Source organism: Fluviispira vulneris (assembly GCF_014281055.1).
Taxonomy (GTDB): Bacteria; Bdellovibrionota_B; Oligoflexia; order Silvanigrellales; family Silvanigrellaceae; genus Silvanigrella; species Silvanigrella vulneris.
In genome coordinates this window covers 306,823-329,527 of the sequence record NZ_JACRSE010000002.1, presented here as the reverse complement: position 1 = coordinate 329,527, position 22,705 = coordinate 306,823, and the positions used below count along the sequence as shown (strand labels likewise).

Below are 22,705 nucleotides of genomic sequence, written 5' to 3'. Positions count from 1 at the left end.
AGGATTATTATATGACTGTAAAAAAACAGATTGCTATTGTTCATCCCGCAGGTAAATTAAAAATTAGTGAAAATGATAAATTAAAAAATATTCAGAAACTAGAAGAAATGGGATATATAGTCTCAGAAATTAAGCCCCAACTCGATTCCTTCCACAATTGTACAAGTTCTCCTATATTAGAAAGAGTCACACAACTTAGCCATGCACTTACAATGCGTAAATACGATATTATATTTGCAGCGCGCGGGGGAGTTGGATGTACAGAACTTATTCCTTATTTAGAAAATATACTCCCACCTGTTCTGCCACCTAAAACTTTAGTTGGGTTCTCTGATGTTTCATTTCTAGGCAACTATTTATCATTAAAATATCCAAATTTCCGTTATATCCATGGACAAAACGTTTTTGCGCAAAACTTATTTACAGGACCAATTCTAGATCAAAATGTCTTATTTTCATTGCTCAAAGATGAAGAAAGTGAAAATACATTCAACTCAGCAGTTTTTTATGAGAAAAAAAATATCTCACCGAATATTGATGGCGTGTGTATACCTCTTAATTTAAGCCTCGCAGAAAGTCTAGCGAGTATTCGCCACATAGAGCTTCCAAGAAATAACATATTATTTTTAGAAGATTGCAATGAATATCTTTACAGAATAATTAGAAAGATTGATTCACTAATTAACTCAAATTTTTTAAAAAACACAAAAGCTATTGTCCTTGGAGATTTTTCTGGATGCTTAGATGCTTTTGAAAAAGAAATTGATCGCAATTTATTGATTAAAGTATTCAGCAGCAAAACAATTTTACCTATTTTCGATTTGCCTATCTTTGGCCATGCAGAATCCCGTTTTCCTTTGGTTGCCAATTCAAAGGTGATTTTAAATTTAAATGAGAATTCCTCATCTGTTACTTTTACTCATAGAATTGAAAAAAATGAGCATATTGCCACAACATTTTCACCTGATTTGTATTGCACCAAATTAGATCATTCGCATAAATCCATAAAAATTCATATGACAGGAGTGGGTGGGACTGGGATGGCACAGGTTGCCGGTCTTTTTAAATCTGCTGGATATTCAATCTCAGGCAGTGATAATCCTATTTATCCACCGATGGATAAAATTATTTCCGACCTTGGAATTAAACCAGAAGTTGGTTTTTTGCAAGGTACGATTGATAAACACCACCCTGATGCCATTATACTTGCAAACGTCGTCAGTCGCCTCAGCGCAAGCCTTAAGAAAAACGATGAACTCGAAGACATCCTAACAAAAAATATTCCTGTTTTGAGCTTTCCCTCTGCTCTGCGCAAATATTTTTTATCTGACAGTCGCAACATCATTGTCAGTGGAACTCATGGAAAAACAACAACAAGCAGTTTAATTACACATCTATTAACTGAATTAAATGAAAATCCTTCTTTTTTAATAGGTGGTCGGCCAGCAAATTTTGATGCAGGGTTTGCCTTAAGATCAAAAAAATTATTTGTATTAGAAGGAGATGAGTACGACTCAGCCTTTTTTGATAAAGGACCTAAGTTTTTACATTACGAACCCAAAATTACCTTAATAAATAATATTGAATTCGATCACGCAGATATTTATGCAAATGTCGATGCCATTGAAATGGAGTTTCTCCGCCTCGCAAAACTTACTAAAGAAAGAAATGGAATAGTCATAGCAAATTTGGACGATCCAAGATCATTGCGTTGCGCTAAAGAATCTAAAGCCTTTGTCATAGGATTCAGTAGAAATAAAAAAATCAAGACTCGATTCCCGGTTTGGATTTTAAAGGAATACAAAACTTTTTCGAGTGGTATAGAAATAACCTGCATTCAGCCAAATGGAAAAGAATTTAAATTTAAATCGGGGATTTTTGGTCTACACAATGCGTTAAACGCTATAGGTTCTTTGGCGGTTTTGCACGCAAATAATATACTAAATGAAGAAAAATCCTTTGATAATTTAAAGAATTATAAAACAAATTTAAAATTTTTGACTAAAGTTCGTATTGCTATGAATAAATTTAAAGGGGTGAAAAGAAGATTTGAACTCCTAAAAGAACGTAATAATATTTCTGTCTTTGACGACTTTGCCCATCATCCTACAGCTATAGTTACAACCCTCGAAGCTTTTCGCAGCTATATGAAAAGTGTTGGTAAAAAAGGGAAACTTATTGCCTGTTTCGATCCACGCAACGCAACAATGCGTCGAAGAGTTTTACAAGATCAATTGAGTCAAAGTTTTTTTCATGCTGACGAAGTCTTTCTTGGTAAAGTACCTCAGGATATGAGAATGTTAAAGGAAGAAGTTTTAGATGGAAATTCTGTTGCTAAAGCATGCGGAGAAAAAGCTCGGTATTTTGACGACAATGAAAAATTGCTCGCCACTCTAAAACAAGAAGTGAAACCAGGTGATACCATAGTATTCATGTCGAGCGGATCCTTTGATGGGATACCATATCGCTTTGCAAAAGAGTTTTAACCAATGGGAACAAAATGTATTGCTTGATAAGGAATTCAAGTTTGAAGTTTAAATATGTTTCCGCAGTTACAATATTATTTTTTATTTCTGCATGTCAATCATTAAAAAATGCTAGTGAAACCAAATCAAATAATGATGACACAAATGTTTTGCCTCATCATGCTAATCTATCACAATATGCACAAATTCGTTTAAATAAAATCCTACATGATGCTGAAACGGGACATTTATCTGAATCTCAGGCAAACGAGGCATTTCTTCTCGCAAAAAATTTAGAAGAAAAAGGTCAATTTGAAAGTTCAGAAAAACTTTTTCAAGTATGCTTTCAATATTCACAAAGCTTACCTGCTGGGCTAAACTTAATAAATGTTAAATCTCAACTCAAAAAACTCAACGATGCCCAAGAAATAGCAAACCGTTTGACAATTCTATATCCTCAATATTCTGAACCAATGTTAGCTCTTGCCAGCGTTTATCAAATGCAAAATAACAATGTAGCTCTTATTAAAACTTTAGAAAAAGCATTTAAAAAATTTCCTAAAGACGAAGCTATCGTTATTTTTTATTCTTCATACTCTAAAACAAATGCAAAAAAAGTTTTGGAAACATTTTTATCAAAAAACCCAAGATCAAGTAATGTGTTATTAACTTTAGCTAAGTACTATTATCAAGAAAAAAATTACCATAAAGCACTCTATTATGCAAAGAAAGCGTATTCTGTAGATCAAGACATTATTGAAACACTTATATTTCTAGGAAAAATCAATCAAAGTATTAAAAATTATAGTGAAGCAGAAAAATATTTTAAACTCGCTTTTGATAAAGAAATTGATAATAATTTAAATGCACAGAACTATATTAATATTTTACTTTTTCAAAATAAAACTCAAGAAGCTCTTTCTATTCTGCTTAAACTTGAATCAAGCTCTGACGAACAAATTCCTTTTCCGCCTGAGTTCACATTTCAAATTGCAAAAATTATGCTTATTAATAGAGATTACGAGGAGGCTGAGAGAAGATTATACGAACTTCTTAAAATTAATTTTGAAAATTCGTCAATAAAATATTATCTCGCAATTTGTAACGAAAAAGTTCGTAAATTTGATGTTGCACTCATGTATTTAAACGAAATTAAAGAAGATAATGAATATTATACCGAAGCACAAAAAGAAAAAATTATTATTTATATAAATACAAATCAAAAAGAATTTGCTGAAAAACAAATTTATAAATTCTCATTATCAGAAAAGAATATTGTTGAAGACACTCTTTTTAAATCTTCAATTCTCGCCTATTTTAACAAATATAGTGATGCTGTTGATATACTTAACAAATCCATTGCAACTCATTCAGATGCAAAGGAGCTATATTTGAAAAAAGCAGAGTATCTAAAATATTTAAAATCCGATGAGTCTTCAATTAAATTTGCTGAGCAAATAGTTTCTCGTTGGCCCAAATATGCTGATGGTTTGAATTTTCTCGGTTACTCTTTGGTAGAAAACAATAAAAGACTTGAGCTTGCTAAAAAAGTTTTATTGAAAGCCGTGGCATTAAATCCAAAAAATGGTTTTTATTTAGATTCACTTGGATGGCTCTATTACCAAAAGAATGATTATAAGAATGCCTTTAAATATATTACAGAAGCAATTAAAATTGAGCCAGATGAACCCGTAATTTTATATCATTTAGCTTCAGCACAATTAAAATTAAAATTTTATGAAGACTCACTCAGAACCTTCGAAAGTACTAGCAAAATTTTAGAAGATATGCTTCCTTATCAACTTGAGTCCGATCCTGAGCTTTCCCGTATTCAGCAAAGTATCGGTAGCAAGATACTGGAAGCTAAAAAAGCCATTGATATTGACCCAGAAAATGATTGAACGGAATTTTCATGACAACGACATCTTTTATTTTACCGCATTTATTCGAAGCTCTTTCCAATGAAATTAGAATTGATCGCGTTGATTGGATAATCGTAACAAAGTATGCTGAATCTTGGAAACTTTCAGTTGCGGATGCCCTTTTGGATTTGAATTATGTTGACGAATCATCTCTTGCACGCTGCTTAGCTCGCTCACACAATCTCCCTTATATTCCAAGCCATCAACTCAAATATGATTTTTCTGAAGTGAGCTTAGAAAATTTTGATGATTTAATGAGCGTCGGTGCGGCACCTTTATCAGAATACCGCTTGGCAATTTGTAATCCATACGATGATCACAGAGGATATTTAGACAATAAGTTCTGTGAAAGAGAGATGATAGTAACCGAACGATCCGCAATTATCGATGCCTTACGCAAACATGGTTTACATGAATGGCTTGAAGATGAAGACAAAATCCAAGATTCTAAACTTCCCCTAAAGTGATAAAATACTCCCCAATGCAAGCAAAACTCACTTTAAACACAGCTCCCAAATTTTGTTTGTCAACGATGAATGGAATTCTTAATATTTGCAAAGTTTGTTTGCTTGTTCCAGAATTAGCACTGTCAAGCCAGCCATTATTAATTCGAGCATAACCATACAATTCATTTAAGTGATAGATATTTTCACCTATAAGTTTTCCATTTTTTACTTCGATAACTTCTACCAATATTTTTTTACTACCTTGAGCTTTGTTTCTTTCTTCAGATATAAAAGTCGGTAAAAAACCATTGTTTTGAATAGATAATAAAGCATATTTTAAATTTTTATCTTCGGTATTTTCTATTTTAACTTCTATTTTTGGTTTGGGTGCTAAATCAACAAGCAAAGGTAACAATTTCACCTGATTTTGTATCACTTCTGAAATTAATTTTTGCGGAGGATTATTAATTCCAAACTGCACAGGAAATTCTGAGATTTCGATCTCACCTAATTGAGCATGTTGATAGGCTTTCCAAGGATGACCAAATATCAAAGAATTGTTTTCGCTGCGATCAAATTCATAAAACTGACGCCATTCTTTTTTTGACCAGTTTTCATAACGTTTAATAAAAGGTCTTTCCTGTCGCCCTAAACGAGCAGGAAGATCCCAAAGCTCACAGACATAACTGAAAGCACCTAAAGCATGATAGGCGTATTCCGACAATGCTCCGCGTAAAGGTTTGCCTGGAATATAAGTGAATTCTTGAAACCCAGATACAGCAGGATATTTTGTGAGTTCTTCGAGTTTTGCATCGATAGAGTGGTAAACACTGCGATCAAAAATATTCATTTCTCCGTCAGAAAAATGTCCGGGCGGTCTGATAAAGACCCCTCCGAATGTATGATAATTCAACCAAAAATATATATTAGGAATTTTCATTGCAAAGTCAGCAATTGCGCGACTTTCTATTTCAGACAGAGGCATTTTACCGCTTTTATTTTCTATGATATTAGCTGCCCAATCTGTAGGAAAATTACGATTGAGATCTATTTCATTCTCAGAAACAGAAAAACTCGAGGGAATATTTATTCCATCGAAATTTAAAATATTGCCTTCTGGATATATATCAAAGAAAGGACCATCATCTCCCAATTCTCTTCGCCGCATTAATTCCGGATACATTTCATCGCAAGTCCATATACCAGCTTCACTTTTTTTCCGCATAAAACCTAGGCGCTTTTTATTTTTAAATAAATCTATCTCAATCTTTCTTTCATCTTTTTCTAACAAGCATTCTCTTTGCCACACAGAGCCCAATTCTTTTTGCGAACGAGAATCGCGTGCATTGCTTCGATTAACTTTACTATTTATAAAATAAAGTTCCGCTCCATCTGGACATATGCGAGGAACAAAAACATAATTTACATCAAAATATTTTTTTTCATTTTCAATTAATTTTGTTTTTAAATGTTCAATATGCGCTAGAACAGTATTGGTTCCAATTAATTCTATGGAATGCATATTGGCATCCATCCACAATGTCGGTTGCTCAACCTGCTTACCTTTTGGAAATACACGAATAGCAATTATTGCTCGACCTTCAATTGTTTTTGCAATTTCTATTTTCTCGACTTCACATTTTTTGGGGAAGTGATTGCAGAGGAGATTTATGTCACTCATCATATCCTTATAGTTTAAATATTTATCAGGAAAAAGATACTGTGACATAATAAACTCCTTTTATATTTGTTAATCCTCAATCGCAAAGTTATGGTAAACATTTTGAACATCATCGTGTTCTTCTAATTTTTCAACGAGCTCAAGTGCTGCTTTTGCGTTATCACCAGATAAAGTAACATGATTTTCAGGAATTAATTCTAATCCAGCTTTTTCGAATGGAATTTCCGCGGCAATCAAAGCTTCACGTACAGCAGCAAAATCTGCTACCTCTGTATAAACAGTTGTATAGTTATCTTCTGTTATAATATCATCAGCGCCCGCATCAAGCGCTATTTCCATTATTTTTTCTTCATTCACTTTTTCCAAATCAATTACGAAAACTCCGCGTTTTTTAAACATCCAAGCAACAACACCCATTTCGCCCATGTTTCCGGCATTTTTTTGAAAAATACGACGCAATTCAGGATGTGTCCGATTGCGATTGTCAGTTAATACTTCAACCATAATAGCTGAACCATTTGGACCATATCCTTCATAAGTGATTTCTTCGAAAGACATTCCTTTCATTTCACCAGCGCCTTTTTTTATGGCTCTCTCAATATTTTCTTTTGGCATACTGTTATCACGGGCCTTATTAACCGCAGCTCTCAATGCTGAGTTACTATTAATATCACTCCCTCCACGTGCACTGACCATTATTTCACGCGCCAGCTTCGTAAAAAGACGCCCTTTCGCAGCAGCACTCGATGCCATTCGACCTGCAATTGTGTTATGACGACCCATAAAAATTCCTTTAAATAAGTTAGATGAATCATTTAAGTTTAAATGCAAAATTCCGTAAGAAAATGCACCTTTCATCGGACTATCATTTTACTAACGGAATGCAAAGATAAGTTACAAAAATATGCTTTACATAAAAATTAATTATTTACTTTTAAGAATTTCCACCGATTTTGCATCGATTTTAAATTTTTCACACTTATCCCCATTTAGTTTAAAATCTTTATCAATTTCTCCTGAAATTTTTAAATCGTTTGTTTCATCAAATTTTTCAGTTGGCATTATTTCTTTATTGATTTCAACACATACTTCACCAGTTGAATCGGCGACTAAAAATTTTTCTCTGCTAAATTCTTTAATAATCCTGCCAACAATCACAACATGATCTTTATCTTTTAATTCAAGTGCTGCTTTAATTGTCATTACATTATCAGGTTTTTTTGAACTAACAAACTCAGAGTGAGCTCCTAATGAAACGACTAGGGATACAAGAAAAACTGGGTATTTAATAACTGACATGGAAAGTCTCCTTTAATAGACAAACACCTTCAAACTTCGACTAAATAATGTATCAAGCAGGATCCTAATGCAAGAAGTAGTTAAATGTATATTCTCAGACATGTGTCAGAACCTTTGCCACTATAACAGCATTCGCATAAAACTATTTTATCTGGGTCGAATAGACTTAAACAGCTACTTGGTCATGTAATTTAAAGAAGATAAACTTAAAGAAATTTTCCATCATCCTTGGGAATAATAGGCCAAAGTACTATAAATTATTTTCTCAAATTCCTTAATAATATTTTGCATTTGTTTTCCTATAAGATATAAAATTCACAATCTATTATTATTTCCTATTGAGCATATTTGCTTATCTATATGTTTTTTTGAGTAAAATTTATTTGCTATGCATAAATAGATTAAATATGTAAATATTTAATTCTACCTTATAAATGAATAATTAATTTTAATTAATAAAAATTGAATATATATCTATATATCATCATCAGTAAATATTTTTAAAACCTCCGACACTTTAGCTATCCATTTTAATATTATGTTATAATTTTAAATATTTAAAATAAAGATTGACTTTTAAGCCATAATTAAATAAAAAAATAATCATAAAATTTTTTCTCTTTAGGAATCTGAATGAATGAAATAAATCCATTTATCTTACAAGTCATAATTTCAAATGTCCCATCGGTCTTAACAAGCGGATTTTTCCCTATACTAGGAAGTTCTTTTGGGGCCGCAATAGTAAATATTGGCTTGTTTTTTTTCCTTTTACGTATAGGCAATGTTATAGGAAGTTTAATCTCTCCAAAAATTGCAAATAAATATGAACCTCACAAGATCGGCACAGTTTCAGAAGTATTATTTGCTATAACAACATTTTTAATTCTATATGCTGTTATATTTAAAAGTGTTGAAATATTTATTTTCTGCTCGCTTTTTAAAGGAATCATTGGGGGTGTGCTTTCCATCTTAAGGTTTTCCTGGTTAAAGCAATTCCCTGACTTCCAAAAATCAAGTCGAATAAATTTGCTAGCAAATGTATTAATTCAAGGGTCATATTGCCTTGTAGGTTTATTTTTATTAATCAGCAATACTTTGCAAATGGCTATTTGTGTACTTCTGCTTGATGGGTTAGGGTCAATTTTTGGGGCATTTATTTTCTGGAAAATGAAAAAATACTATCATAAAAAAATTAACTCTGATGGCAAAAATTATTTTAAAATTATTAAGTCTCTTGTCCATACGCAATCGAGAAAATTATTACTTTCTATTGATATTTTAATCTGTGCAGGACTAGGTGGAACAAATATAATGATTTTTAGCTATGGCGAAAAACTCTTCGGAAAGGAAGCAGGTTATGCTATAGCACTTATTATATATGGATTATTCTATTTTCTAGGAGGAAAAATTGTTGAACTAAAGAGCAAAGGCAAACCTATTTCTCTAAATACTCATGTTATTTCAATGGCATTATTAGTCATAATATTATCGTTAATATTCTTACCAAATTCATCATCTACAGCGCTAAAGATAACTTTATTCTCACTGATTTTCTTCAGCTTTCCATTAATAAATTTACAAGTACAAAGTGAATGGTTTAAAATATGTCATAAAAATGAAGCCGCAGGAATTTCTTCTGCTGAAATGATTTATTCGCAAGTTATTTCTGCTGCTTTTGAAATTATTTATAGCATTTTAAGATATGAAAATATTTATCGAGCTGTATTTTTAACGACCGCTTTATTCTTAATTGCTTTCTATTCAATTTCGAGAAAAACAGATGAAAAGGAAATTATTATCTCAACAAAATAAATTTTATAAATAATTAGTAAAATATTTGCTCTTAAGATATTAAATGCAAAGGGCCCAATTCAATAGACACATGATTAATTTGAATTTTGATATGGCACAGGACTTATCATTGCAAATTTTTTAAATGCAAAAAAATAATTTTCGACTTGCAAATCTAATAATATTAAAATACATTATTGAATGTTATAGTTTCTTTCTGAAAGTGAACTTGATATCATTCGAATGAATAACTCATATTTAATTTATATGAGGAAATTTTATTCCCAAATTTAAGTAAGGAGATTATATGAATATAGACTTATCTTTAATAAATAGCAATGAAGAAAAGATTGATTATGAATACTTTGATTTAATAGAAATTGAAAATAATTCAGTTTATTATGAGAAAACTGTTGGGTAGTATCTATCTTAAAAAATTGGTGTCTAATTGTGATTGAATTGGGTGATAAGCATAATGGCCAAAAAAATGTATTTATTTGCAAGAATAACTACATTTTTAAGCCAAGATGTATTTATTGGGAATGTTTATTTTTATCAAAAAATAATTCAGTTTTAGGCGATTTTTTACACAAAGATCATCTTTTGATAGAAAATAATCTTTATCCAAGTTGGTATAAAGTAATGCCAAGCCTTCAATTTAAACCATCTGATATTAATTATAACTCTGGCTATATCAAATATCAATCTTTGAGAAAAATTGAACATCCTTTAGACAATGAATATTATTGGGAATCTTTTGGAGCTGTTATTGGAATGTTAGCTATGTTTGGAGTAACAGATCTCCATTTTGAAAATATATTATTTGGTAAAGACTCAGAAAATAAAATTATATTTGGTGCTATTGATATTGAATGTATATTCAACAAAATTATATTGCTTAGTCAAACACATTTGCTTCCATCTAAAATTAATGATGCTAAAGAATGTGGATTAATAGACTTAAAAAGAGTTTTTGATTTAAACCCAATAGGTAAAAATATTGCTGCTTTAATTTTTGGTTATATATCTTTCTTTGAAAAATTTGAAAAAAAGTTTTGCAATTTTTTCTTTCATGATAAATATATATTAAATTATCCAATTAGAGTCATATTACAATCAACAAAAAATTATAAAACAACATTATTAAATAACAAATTTTTAGATAAAAAATTTAATAAATATGAATTGGAACAATTGTTACGAAATGACATTCCGTATTTCTTCAGATTTTTAAATTCAATTGATATATATTATTATGATATAAATAATATGCATCCTATAGTCACTGACATTAAATTAACTGGCAGAATGGAAGATGTTAATAAATATCTAATTCCAAGTATCGAAAGTTATAATTCGATAAAGGAAAGAAATGTAAATTTATCTAAAATTGGTGCATTGCAATTAGTTAAATTTTTTATGAATAGAGAAATTAATGGAGAATATTCTTATAAAAACCTTAAATTTTATACAAATTCAAATTTGATTAAAATTAATAATAATTACATAAATTGGTTTTCATCATGGTAGCTAAATATATTTTTTTTTTTTCATCTTAACTGATAGTTATTCATATTGCTCAGATTTTAAATTTATAAATAGCACTGAAATAAAAATTGGTGTTACTGCATTTCCTGAAAATTTTGACCCAATAAAAGCATGGAATTTTCAACACTTCCATATTATACAATGTCTTTATCAAACACTTATTAGGGTTAACGAAAATGGCACATTAGTTGGAGATATTGCAGAAAGGTGGCTAATTTCAAGTGATAAAAAAACTTATACTTTTTATTTAAATAAAAACATAAAATTTCATAATGGCGAACCTCTAACGGCTTATGATGCTGCGTGGAGTTTATCAAAACATTTTTGGAGCGAATCAAAATCTGTCACTGCTAGCTATCTTTTAGAGATATTGGCTAACTCTGAAAAAGTTAAAAAAAATATTATTCATCCAAGTATAGAAGTCATTGACAAATACACATTAAAATTTCATTTGAAAAAACCATATCCTCCATTTAATTATATATTAAGTATTCCCTCGTTTTCAATCATAAAAAAAGATAAAAATACTCTCATTGGCTCTGGACCTTTTAAAATTTTAGAGACTAATAATTCTGATTTTCTACGCATCCAAAAAAACGAAGAATACATAAATCAAAAGCCATTTATAAATAAAATGTCTATTCATAAAATTGACCCATTACTTATAAGACAAAATTTTGATTTATATAAAAGCTTTGACTTACTATTGGGAATTCCTAGAGCTCTTGCAGATAAAGTAAATATTTCAAATGAATTCGAATTGAATAAAATTAACAGCTTGACATTCACTCATATATTTTTTAATATGAAAAAAAGACACTTTAGAGATAAACTAAAAAGAAAAACAATTGCCTTAACTTTGCAAAAATCCTTTAAAAATATTCATAGGATTTCTAAATTTTATCAATATAATCCACATTTTTTTCCAAAAGGATTAATGCCACTTGAATATTATGACATAAAAAAAATAAATTACGAAAACGATAGATTGCTTAATTTTAATAAAACTTTAAAAATAATTTGTCAAAAACATTATTTTAACGATGACATGATAGACATTATTAATAAAGATTTTTTAAGTTATGGAATTAAACTTGATTGGATTTTTGTAGGATCTGAACTACTTACCGTGATAAACAAATATGATTATGATTTACTTATCGTGAGTTATATGGGAAACTTTCCTGATCCAGATGGATACTTAGATCCATTAAGAAAAAATGGAATATTAAATTTTGGAAATACTCCATCCTCTAAACTATTAAAATCTCTTAAAGATTTCCGATTTATTCAGGATCCTGCTTTTCGACTGCAAAATTATTCAAATGCATTTAAAATTTTTGAAGATGAATATTATTTAATTCCATTATTCCAAGCCAGTTTTCCAATCGTGAGAAAAAAGAATATAATTTTACCTATTGCAAAGTATAGATACGAAAGTGAATTGTGGAAAATCAACAGGAATTGAATATGAAATTAAGTTTCAGAAGTAAAATTTTAATATTTACATTTGTCTCATTCTTTTCAATTTTGTTCATCTACTCAATTCTCTCTTTTTATATTGTTAAAAAATCATTAGATTATTCATTTAAAAATACTATTGTTGTTTTACAAGAACTTTTTTCAGATTCGATTCAGAAAGATATACTTACAGGATTCTATGCTGAAGTTTATAGAAAATGTAAAATATTTTATGATACTGGAAAACTTGTTTCTATAAAAGTAATCGATTCATCAGACAATGTAATTTGTGAGTTTTCTTCTAAAGATTCACTGAAACACGAAATTGGTTTCGTTAAAACACATGGATATTTTGATGAAAATCACAAGCATATTGCATCAACAACTATATCTAATTATTCTTATTTTTCCGTCAAAACATTATTAATCAAATCTATCTATGCCATATTAATTTGTGCTTTATTAACTACAGTAATAATTATATTTTTATTGAATTTTATTAGCAAATATTTTGGACAACCAATATATCAAATATCATCATTATTAAAAAATTCATCAATAGATGAGATAGCGAATAATTATATATTTATAAAAACAAATTTTTATGAGCTAGAATATTTAAAAAAAAGATTAGTACAAATGGCTAAAAATGTAGTTAATACCAGAAATCAATTAATTCAAAAAACTGAGACTGAAACAATCTTAAAAATTGCTTCACAAGTGGTGCACGATATTCAATCTCCACTAGCAGTTTTAAAAATATCATTGAAAAGTCTAAATTTACTACCTGAAAATGAAAGACATCTTATAAGAAGCGCAACAGATAGGATTGAGGATATAACTGGTAAGCTAATTAATAAATTTCGAAAGTGCGAATCCAATGATAAAATGTCTAACGAAATAATTTCAATATTAATTGATAAAATCGTATCTGAAAAAAAGGTACAATATAAAAAGAATGAAATTATTTTTGAAATAAACTGCGAAAAAAACTCTTATTTTAAGACTTCGATTATAAATAGGTTTCAATTTTTAAATGTTATATCTAATCTTATTGACAATTCAGTAGAGTCTTTTGAAAAAGAGGGAATCATAAAAATTGATATAAAAAGTACTAATGACGCAATAAAAATAACATTAGCAGATAATGGTTGTGGAATGAGCAAAGAACAATTATTAATGGCAATTAAAGGAAATACTACAAAAAAATCAGGTTGTGGAATTGGTTTATCGAGTTCGATAGCATTTATAAAATCATGGAATGGAATATTGGATATTTCTTCCAAATTAAATCATGGGACGAATGTTATTATAAAATTGCCACTTACCCACCCTCCAATTTGGCTTGCTAATTCTATAAATGTATGCAAAAATAGCATTTTAATAATATTAGATGACGATCCCTCAATACATGATATATTCTTGTATAGACTGAAAGAAGCTATAAGTAATTCAGATCAAATAAAAATTATTAACATTAATAATCCAGATCAAATTATATCAATAATTTCAAAATATAAAAATTTTGCAAAAATAACGTTACTTATAGATTTTGAATTTATTGGATCAAATTTAAATGGAATTGATATCATCTGCAAACATAAATTATATGATATTTCAACTTTAGTTACTAGCTATTATGATGATAATCTGATTCAAGAAAAATGTACATCTTTACAATTAAAGATTTTACCAAAAAATCTTGCATATTATGTCCCAATAAAAATAATAGAAGAAAATAAAAATAATAATTTTGCGAATAATGAAATTCATTTAGAATGCTTAAAAAAAATTAATCAAGAATCAGATTTAAAAAATATATTCATCTTAAAAGAAAATCAAAATAAAAACATAAAACTTGACTCATTAAAGAATGAATTAAATAGATTAACTAATGTTTGCTTAAATTATAAAATAGATATATTTTTAGTAAAATATTGCACTAATCCAATTAGGGCAGAGGCAATTGACAAATTAGTTTATGATTTTTTTATTGATAAACAATCACGAATATCTTATATTAATATAAATAAGTTAGAAGAAACTGAAAAAATTATATCTGGTGAAAAATTATGTCTAATTTTTTATGACTTTATATCATTTAATAACAATAAAATTTTTAATAATTTCATTAAATATTTTAGCAAAAGCAAGTATCAAATAACATGTATGATAAACTATGAATTAATGGATGAAAAATTAATTACCAATAATTTTCGCAATTCATTATTATCAGCAAAAAAAGTAAATACTCATGAACTTCTAAAAATTTATATTGATATTATTAAAGTTAATCTTCAATCAAATAATCTATATAAAATATATGATCATAAAATTATAGTTGTAGATGATTGCATTTTTTTTAGAGAAATGTGGCAAAACTCATTACGAGTCAGAGAAGTCTTAGTATTTAGTAACCCAGAAGAATTAATTGATGAGTATTTAATAAATAATGAACTGTTACGAGATGTAAAGTGTATTATATTTGACTATTTCTACGACAATATAAATAAAAACATTATAGAAACTAATGCTTTAGATGAATTAAGGAATTATGGTTATAATAATCCATTTTTACTTGCATCAGCTTTTAATCCTCAAGAAAAAGATCTTTTAAATTTTGATGGTTTTATTTTTAAAAAACCATGTTCATTTGAAGAAATAATAAATCTTTTTCCAAATATATTTATTGATTAAATTTATTAATCAATCTCAAATGCCATAATCCTTATTCTTTAATATTGCACGTATTTCATAGTATCTGAAACGATTACGTGGGTCTATTAACTTATAGCATGGGTCCACTTTTCTTATTGAAAAAACGTCAACTTGAAATAGAGGTTACGATATCGTCAAAAAATGACATTGACTTTTGAAAAAAATAAAAAATTCAATTGATAACCGATATTTATATTTAGAAAAAAATTTTAATAAAAACGTTACTTTTTATATTTTAATTTTTTTACTATTTACAAAAAATTAAAAATAATATTAAGTAGACACCCTCTGGAATGTATAAATTTTATTTATTTCAATAATTTTAATATATAAACTTAAGTTTCCTATTGAGTAAGTAAAATTAAAACTTTCCTAAGCAATTTCTTAAAAATTTGGGGCTCTGAAAGTTTTCTGATACTGTACACCCATAAAAAGAGTGGATTTATACTTTTAACAACTCAGTGAGGAAAAAATGGATAACAATGAAAGCCAAGATAGATATGGTGATAGTAAAAAAAATTCCAATGCTAAAAGTGAGCGAGTAGCAGTCGTTGGCGCCGTCCGCTCTCCTTTTGTGAAATCCTTCGGTGTTTTTGAAAACGAAACAGCTTTATCACTCAGCTTAAGGGTTGCAACAGAACTGATAGCAAGGACTGGAGTACAGGCCTCAGATATAGATGAATGTATTTGGGGAGTGGTTATTCCGCAGACAAAAAATGCCAACCTTGCGCGTGAAATTGTTTTATTTTCAGGTTTACCAACGACAATTGCTGGATTTACTTTAAACAAAGCCTGCGATTCCTCTTTGCAAACTGCAGAAATCGCTGCTGATAGAATTCGCCTTGGCAAAAATCAACTGGTTCTTGCAGGTGGAGTTGAAGTTCTTTCTGACGTACCCATCCCATTTTCCGATGAAGCTCGTCGCTTTTTAACCAAAATGTCGAGAGCGAGATCATTTAAAGAGCGACTTTCCTTGATTGGTAGCGTAAATCCAAAATGGTTTTTGCCTAAACCACCAGCCCTAGCTGAACCGTTTACAGGACTCACTATGGGCGAACATGCAGAAATAATGTGTGTTAAAAATAACGTTTCCCGTGAACGTCAAGATGAACTTGCTTATAAAAGTCACATAAATGCCGCAAAAGCAACTGAAGCAGGTTATCTTAAAGACGAAATCATTCCGATCTGGTGCGGAAAAGATAAAACTATTTTTGTCGATAAAGACAATATGATCCGCCCTGAAACCACAATTGAGGCCATGAGTAAACTCAAACCTGTTTTTGATCGTAAAACAGGGACAATAACAGCAGGAAATGCAAGTCCTCTGACGGATGGAGCAGCTGGACTTCTTCTCGCCAGTGAGAATTACGTAAAAGAAAAAAACCTACCAGTGCTTGGTTATATTGTTGATTTTATCACTGTAGGGGTTGATCCCAATGATCAACTATTGATTGGGCCTGCCTATACCATTCCTAAAATTCTTAAAAATAATAACCTGCGCAAAGAAGATATTGACGTCTACGAGATTCATGAAGCATTTGCGGGACAAGTTCTGAGCTGCCTCGATGCCATGAAAAATGAAAAATTCTGCAGAGAAAAATTAAATATGCCCGTATTTGGAGATATTCCCGCAGACAAATTAAATATTCAAGGTGGCGCTATTGCTATTGGTCACCCATTTGGTGCCACGGGTGCACGCTTGATTGGCAATGCTCTAAGAATAGCTAAAAGAAAAAATGGAAAATATGCTTTGGTCTCAGTTTGCGCTGCAGGTGGAATAGGAATGTCTGTGTTACTTGAAACAAAGTAACAATATAGGAGTTATTAATATATGTCTGCTAATCTTGTTTCCAAATCTAAGGTATTTCAATTTAAATATGAAAATAATATTTGTATAATTGATATGAATGATGAAAGCAAAGGTGTGAATAGCTTCACTATCGAAATGCTTGCTGATATTGATGAAAACATGCCAAAAATACTCGCGAATGATAAACTTGAAGGTATTATAATAAAATCTTCTAAACACAATTGCTTTGCAGCGGGCGCTGATATCTCAATTTTTAAAACATTTACAGATAAAGCGGCAGGTGAAAGAGGGAGCAAAGAGCTTCATCGCATTACAAATTACTTTGCCAACGCTAAAGTACCAACTGTCGCTGCAATTCATGGCACTTGTCTTGGCGGTGGACTGGAGCTTGCTCTTGCTTGTCATTATCGCATTTGCACAACACATGCATCCACTCAATTGGGCTTACCTGAAGTCCAACTCGGTATTTTGCCGGGGGGTGGTGGAACACAAAGACTACCGCGCCTTGTCGGTATTGCCCAAGCCCTTGACCTCATTCTAACAGGGAAAAAAGTAGATGGGAAAAAAGCACTAAAAATGGGCCTTATCGATGAACTCGTGCCTGAAAATCAATTGTACGAAAAAGCACTTGCACTTTGTAAAAAGAAAAAAGGTTCTATTAGAAGACTTCCCTCTTCTTTAGGTATCGTTTCATCTATGCAGGGCAATTTTGATATGCAAAAAATTGCCCTTGAAGGAAATCCCTTTGGCAGAGCAGTTATTTCAAAACAAAGCCGCTCAATGGTCATGAAAAGTACAAAAGGCCGTTACCCAGCTCCGTTAAAAGCGCTTGAAGCCGTTATGCGGGGGGTTGAAATACCACTTGAAAGAGGTCTTGATGTAGAAGCAAAACTTTTTAGTGAACTCGTGATCAGTGAAGAAAGTCGTTCCCTCGTGCATATTTTTAATATCATGACAGCCGCAAAGAAAAACCCATACCCAAAATCAGTCCAAGAAAAAGCAAAAAGCCTTTATATGGATCCGCTCAATCAAGGTGATGCATCTGTTGGAGTTTTGGGAGCGGGCCTAATGGGAAGTGGCATATCAACGGTCTTAGCTGAAAAAAATATCCGTACAGCAATGATCGACAAAGACGCCAATGGACTGCAGAGGGGCTTAAAATCTGTCAGTAATTATTTTGAAGAACGTTTTAAACGCAGAAGAATAAAATGGTTTGAAAGAGATTCGCAAATTTATCGTGTGAGCCCCTCCATGAATTTCTCAACCTTAAAAACGTCACCAATCGTGATTGAAGCGGTCTTTGAAGATGTAAAAATTAAGCACGATGTTTTAAAAAAATGTGAAAATGCAATCCAAAATGATAATTTTATTTTCGCAACCAATACAAGTAGTCTCCCCATTCACCAAATTGCAGCAGCCGCAAAAAAACCACAAAATGTTGTTGGTATGCATTTCTTTTCTCCTGTCCCAAAAATGCCTTTGGTCGAAATAATTACGACAGATAAAACATCTCAAGAAGCTGCTTCAGCTGTATTTGATCTCGCATCAAAAATGGGAAAACAAATAATTGTAGTCAATGATGGTCCCGGATTTTACACCACACGTATTTTAGCTTTCCAAATTGCAGAGGCTCTTAATATTTTAGCTGAAGGTGGAAAAATCGAAGATATAGACAATGCCATGGAAAAATTTGGGATGCCTGTCGGTCCAATTACTTTACTAGACGAAGTGGGAATCGATGTGGGTGAACATATTATTCAAGTTTTATTCGATGCGTTCTCCGATAGACTTAAAGTACCAAATGAAATTGAAAATATTGCCAAGGAAGATAGAAAGGGACGAAAAAACAATAAAGGATTTTATTGTTACATAGACAATAAAAAAGACAAACCCGATTCTTCTATCTATAAACATTTTAGTATGGACAGAATTAATTTCGATCACAAAGAAATTGCTGACAGGTGTGTGTACGTATTTTTAAATGAAGCTGCTCGATGCTTAGATGAAAAAATAATTAAATCTGAAGATGAAGGCGATTTAGGCGCAATATTTGGCCTTGGTTTCCCTCCATTTTTAGGAGGTCCTTTTCACTATGCAAAAGTTCTTGGTAAGAAAAATGTAAAAGAAAAATTAAAAGAATTAGCGCAAAAACATGGTAAGCGTTTTGAGCCTGCAGCATATTGGGATTTTTAAGAACAGCTTACTTGACAGTATTATAATAAATCTTTAGTGTTCGTTATGAATATGAAGCCGAAGAGGGATTTATGACTAACACTACAATTAATAGACTCAATAATAAAAATAAAATAAATATTTCTATAGTCGTGCTAGTCGTCATTATTGTGCTCATCCTAAATCCCCTACGCGAGGGCTTTGTATAGAGTTATTACGACAAAATAACAAACTATAAACCCCCGCTGCTCTCAGAGCCCGGGGGTTTTTCAGTTCCAAATAAAAGAGAAAATAAAATGGAAAAAATCACTGGTGCAGCCATGCTGCTCAAGTCGTTACTTTGTCAAAAAACGGAATTGATTTTTGGTTATCCTGGTGGAGCAATCATGCCAATTTACGATGCTCTATATGATTTCGATAAAAAACTTCGACATGTTTTAACAAGACATGAACAAGGAGCAATCCATGCCGCTCAAGGATATTCAAGAATTTCAGGTAAAACAGGAGTCTGTTTTGCAACATCGGGACCAGGCGCAACAAATTTAATAACTGGAATTTGTGATGCCATGCTCGATTCCACTCCAATTGTTTGCATCACAGGACAAGTCCCAAGTTTTTTATTAGGGACAGATGCTTTTCAAGAAGCAAATATTATATCAATGACGACTTCAATCACTAAGTGGAATTATCAAATCACAAGTGCAAAAGAAATTCCTTATATAATTGCAAAAGCATTTTATATCGCTCAATTGGGTAGACCAGGTCCAGTATTAATAGACATTACAAAAGACGCCCAAATAGAATTGTGTGAATACAATGATGAAATATTCGACTTTACTCCATTAAATAAAAAATTTGATCGCCATTATATAGATAATATTTCACTCGCTATAACATTGATTAATAATGCTAAAAAGCCATATATATTAGCTGGGCATGGCGTTACTTTAGCTAAAGCGGAAAAAGAACTTTTAGCATTTGCAAATAAAGCAAAAATTCCTGTTGCCTGTACACTTTTAGGTTTATCTGCATTTCCTTGTGACCATCCTCTATATGTAGGTATGCTTGGTATGCATGGGAATTATGCTGCAAATGTTTTAACAAATGATGCAGATGTAATCATTGCTATTGGAATGCGATTTGATGATCGCGTCACGGGAAATTTGAATAGCTATGCAAAACAGGCAAAAATAATTCATATAGATATTGATCCCTCTGAAATAAATAAAAATGTAAAATGCACAGTTGCTCTTGTAGGTGATGCGAAAGAAATTGTTGAAATACTCCAAGAAGGCGTTCATGAAAATAATCATGATAATTGGATCGATAAATTTAATAAATATTATGAAAGAGAATATAATGAAGTTGTTCACAAAGAATTGAATTTTAAAAATGAAAAAGAGATCAAGATGGCAGAAGTTATCCAGCTTCTATCACAAAAAACAAATGGCAAAGCAGTTATTGTTACAGATGTTGGACAACATCAGATGATAGCTGCACGTTATTATAATTTTAAATGCAAAAATTCACATATTTCTTCGGGTGGTCTGGGAACGATGGGTTTTGCTTTGCCTGCAGCAATTGGTGCAAAACTTGGAGCAGGAGATAGGGAGGTCATTGCAATTATTGGTGATGGGGGTTTTCAAATGAACATTCAAGAATTGGGTGTAATTATGCAGGAAAAAATCCCACTAAAAATAATTGTATTAAATAATAGTTTTTTAGGAATGGTAAGGCAATGGCAAGAACTTTTTTTTGAAAATCGGATCTCAAGCACTGAAATGCACAACCCAAATTTTATTAAAATCATGGAAGGATATGGCATTCGTGCAAATAAAGCTGAAAATCAAACTGAATTAAATGATTATTTAGATGAGCTTGTTTCTGCAGAAGAATCTTATTTTTTAGAGGTGAAAGTTTTAAAAAGTGAAAATGTTTTTCCAATGATTCCATCGGGTGCTGGTGTCGGCGAGGTTCGTTTTTCTTAAGGAGGATTTATGAAATCAACATATGTTATTTCGATCATTGCAGAAAATTCTCTCGATGTCTTTCAAAGATTGTCCAATGTTTTTTTAAGAAATCGTTTACTTATTGATCAATTTAAATTTGAAAGCTCAAAACAAAATTTAAGTTCAAATTTTTATATTGAAGTAGAAATTGATGAATTTAAAGTTGAAAAAATAGTAAAACAACTCAATAAAATCATTGAGCTCTCCACAGTTAAAGCTAAACTTAAAAATCATGTTAAAACCCTTAATAAGGAAGTTTACGTATGTCAAAATTAAAATTTGCATTTACCGAAGAAACAGTTGTTACACGCGAAGAGTTTTCTCTTGAAAAAGCAAAAAATGCATTAAAAAATGAAGTCATCGCTGTTATTGGCTACGGTGTGCAAGGACCTGCGCAAGCACTCAATTTAAAAGACAATGGATTTAATGTGATCATTGGGCAAAGAGAAAATTCTGCCTCTTGGGACAAGGCAGTTGCGGATGGATGGGTACCAAAAAAAGATCTATTTTCTATAGAAGAAGCGTGCCAGAAAGCATCTTTTATCAGTTACCTCTTATCCGATGCGGCACAAATGCAATTGTGGAGCACCGTGCGCGAATATCTTTCACCTGGAAAAACCCTCTGTTTTTCCCACGGTTTCTCTGTGACATATTCTGACAAAACAGGTGTTGTTCCACCTGCTGGAATAGATGTTATTCTTGTTGCACCAAAAGGATCAGGCCGCAGCGTCAGAACCCTTTTTAAAGAAGGAAAAGGCATTAATTCCAGCTATGCTGTGCACCAAGATGCTTCAAAAAGAGCCGAAGAAAAAGCATTGGCTTATGGTATAGGCGTAGGTTCAGGATATTTATTTCAAACGAATTTTAAACATGAAGTTTACAGCGACCTTTGCGGAGAACGCGGCGTACTTATGGGCGCTCTAGCTGGAATCATTGCAGCACAATACGAAGTTCTGCGCGAAAATGGACATTCACCGAGCGAAGCTTTTAACGAAACAGTTGAGGAATTAACCCAAAGTCTTGTTCCATTGATTTCTGAAAATGGAATGGATTGGATGTTTAAAAATTGTTCCACCACTGCACAAAGAGGAGCGCTTGATTGGATGCCTCGCTTTAAAAAAGCCACACTTCCCGTATTCAATTCACTCTATAAAAGTGTTGCTACAGGTGAAGAAGCACGAATTGTAATCTCGGCAAATAGCAAAACTGACTACAAGGAGTCTTTAGATAAAGAACTTGAAAAACTTCACAATGAAGAAATCTGGCAAGTAGGACAAACAGTGAGAAAGCTTCGTCCAAAGTAACAAAACACGGGTAAGATTTTAAGAAAGATTCTACCAGAATAGCATAAAATATTTTCGATAATATTAACTTAATTTTTAA

15 protein-coding genes are annotated in these 22,705 nt (G+C 31.2%); 12 read left to right on the top strand and 3 right to left on the bottom strand.

Translation table 11 applies throughout. From position 1 onward, the window contains the following. Positions 1-11: 11 nt before the first annotated feature. The 3 genes from H7355_RS05265 to H7355_RS05255 are packed head-to-tail and all read left to right on the top strand — an operon-like array spanning position 12 to position 4,854. Complete coding sequence (locus tag H7355_RS05265) at positions 12-2,486, top strand: Mur ligase family protein (RefSeq protein ID WP_186645670.1); 2,475 nt, start codon at positions 12-14, stop codon at positions 2,484-2,486. A 41-nt stretch (positions 2,487-2,527) separates the two neighbouring features. Then, positions 2,528-4,366, top strand: a complete 1,839-nt coding sequence (locus H7355_RS05260) for a hypothetical protein (RefSeq protein WP_186645669.1) — start codon at positions 2,528-2,530, stop codon at positions 4,364-4,366. Positions 4,367-4,377: 11 nt separating this feature from the next. Continuing rightward, positions 4,378-4,854 (top strand): hypothetical protein, encoded by a 477-nt coding sequence (locus H7355_RS05255; protein ID WP_186645668.1) that lies wholly within the window; start codon positions 4,378-4,380, stop codon positions 4,852-4,854. Here the strand turns inward: H7355_RS05255 and H7355_RS05250 are convergent. The 3 genes from H7355_RS05250 to H7355_RS05240 all read right to left on the bottom strand — a co-directional run bounded on the left by H7355_RS05250 (position 4,835) and on the right by H7355_RS05240 (position 7,813). After that, positions 4,835-6,562 (bottom strand): M14 family metallopeptidase, encoded by a 1,728-nt coding sequence (locus H7355_RS05250; protein WP_186645667.1) that lies wholly within the window; start codon positions 6,560-6,562, stop codon positions 4,835-4,837. The two genes, H7355_RS05255 and H7355_RS05250, sit on opposite strands and share 20 nt — an antisense overlap. Before the next feature lie 21 nt (positions 6,563-6,583). After that, on the bottom strand, positions 6,584-7,297 hold the full coding sequence (locus H7355_RS05245; RefSeq protein WP_186645666.1) for a YebC/PmpR family DNA-binding transcriptional regulator: 714 nt from the start codon (positions 7,295-7,297) through the stop codon (positions 6,584-6,586). Positions 7,298-7,438: 141 nt separating this feature from the next. Continuing rightward, positions 7,439-7,813 (bottom strand): YgiW/YdeI family stress tolerance OB fold protein, encoded by a 375-nt coding sequence (locus tag H7355_RS05240; RefSeq protein ID WP_186645665.1) that lies wholly within the window; start codon positions 7,811-7,813, stop codon positions 7,439-7,441. A 633-nt stretch (positions 7,814-8,446) separates the two neighbouring features. On the opposite strand from H7355_RS05240, the gene H7355_RS05235 reads away from it, so the two are divergent. The 9 genes from H7355_RS05235 (at position 8,447) to ilvC (ending at position 22,626) form a co-directional block, all read left to right on the top strand. Next, positions 8,447-9,625 (top strand): MFS transporter, encoded by a 1,179-nt coding sequence (locus H7355_RS05235; RefSeq protein WP_186645664.1) that lies wholly within the window; start codon positions 8,447-8,449, stop codon positions 9,623-9,625. A 429-nt stretch (positions 9,626-10,054) separates the two neighbouring features. Continuing rightward, positions 10,055-11,134 (top strand): DUF4135 domain-containing protein, encoded by a 1,080-nt coding sequence (locus H7355_RS05230; protein WP_186645663.1) that lies wholly within the window; start codon positions 10,055-10,057, stop codon positions 11,132-11,134. Positions 11,135-11,138: 4 nt separating this feature from the next. Beyond that, entirely contained in the window at positions 11,139-12,620 is a 1,482-nt protein-coding gene (locus H7355_RS05225; RefSeq protein WP_186645971.1) for an ABC transporter substrate-binding protein, read from the top strand. A 2-nt stretch (positions 12,621-12,622) separates the two neighbouring features. Continuing rightward, positions 12,623-15,310 (top strand): ATP-binding protein, encoded by a 2,688-nt coding sequence (locus H7355_RS05220; protein WP_186645662.1) that lies wholly within the window; start codon positions 12,623-12,625, stop codon positions 15,308-15,310. 493 nt (positions 15,311-15,803) lie between these two features. After that, positions 15,804-17,141, top strand: a complete 1,338-nt coding sequence (locus H7355_RS05215) for a thiolase family protein (protein ID WP_186645661.1) — start codon at positions 15,804-15,806, stop codon at positions 17,139-17,141. Positions 17,142-17,162: 21 nt separating this feature from the next. Then, positions 17,163-19,334 carry a 3-hydroxyacyl-CoA dehydrogenase NAD-binding domain-containing protein gene (locus H7355_RS05210; RefSeq protein WP_186645660.1) on the top strand — a complete coding sequence of 724 codons (2,172 nt, stop codon included), beginning with the start codon at positions 17,163-17,165 and terminating at the stop codon, positions 19,332-19,334. A gap of 275 nt (positions 19,335-19,609) precedes the next feature. Further along, complete coding sequence (gene ilvB / locus H7355_RS05205; protein ID WP_186645659.1) at positions 19,610-21,301, top strand: biosynthetic-type acetolactate synthase large subunit; 1,692 nt, start codon at positions 19,610-19,612, stop codon at positions 21,299-21,301. A gap of 9 nt (positions 21,302-21,310) precedes the next feature. Further along, on the top strand, positions 21,311-21,598 hold the full coding sequence (locus tag H7355_RS05200) for a hypothetical protein (RefSeq protein ID WP_186645658.1): 288 nt from the start codon (positions 21,311-21,313) through the stop codon (positions 21,596-21,598). Beyond that, on the top strand, positions 21,586-22,626 hold the full coding sequence (gene ilvC / locus H7355_RS05195; protein WP_186645657.1) for a ketol-acid reductoisomerase: 1,041 nt from the start codon (positions 21,586-21,588) through the stop codon (positions 22,624-22,626). Before H7355_RS05200 ends, ilvC begins: the two co-directional genes overlap by 13 nt. Positions 22,627-22,705: the final 79 nt, after the last annotated feature.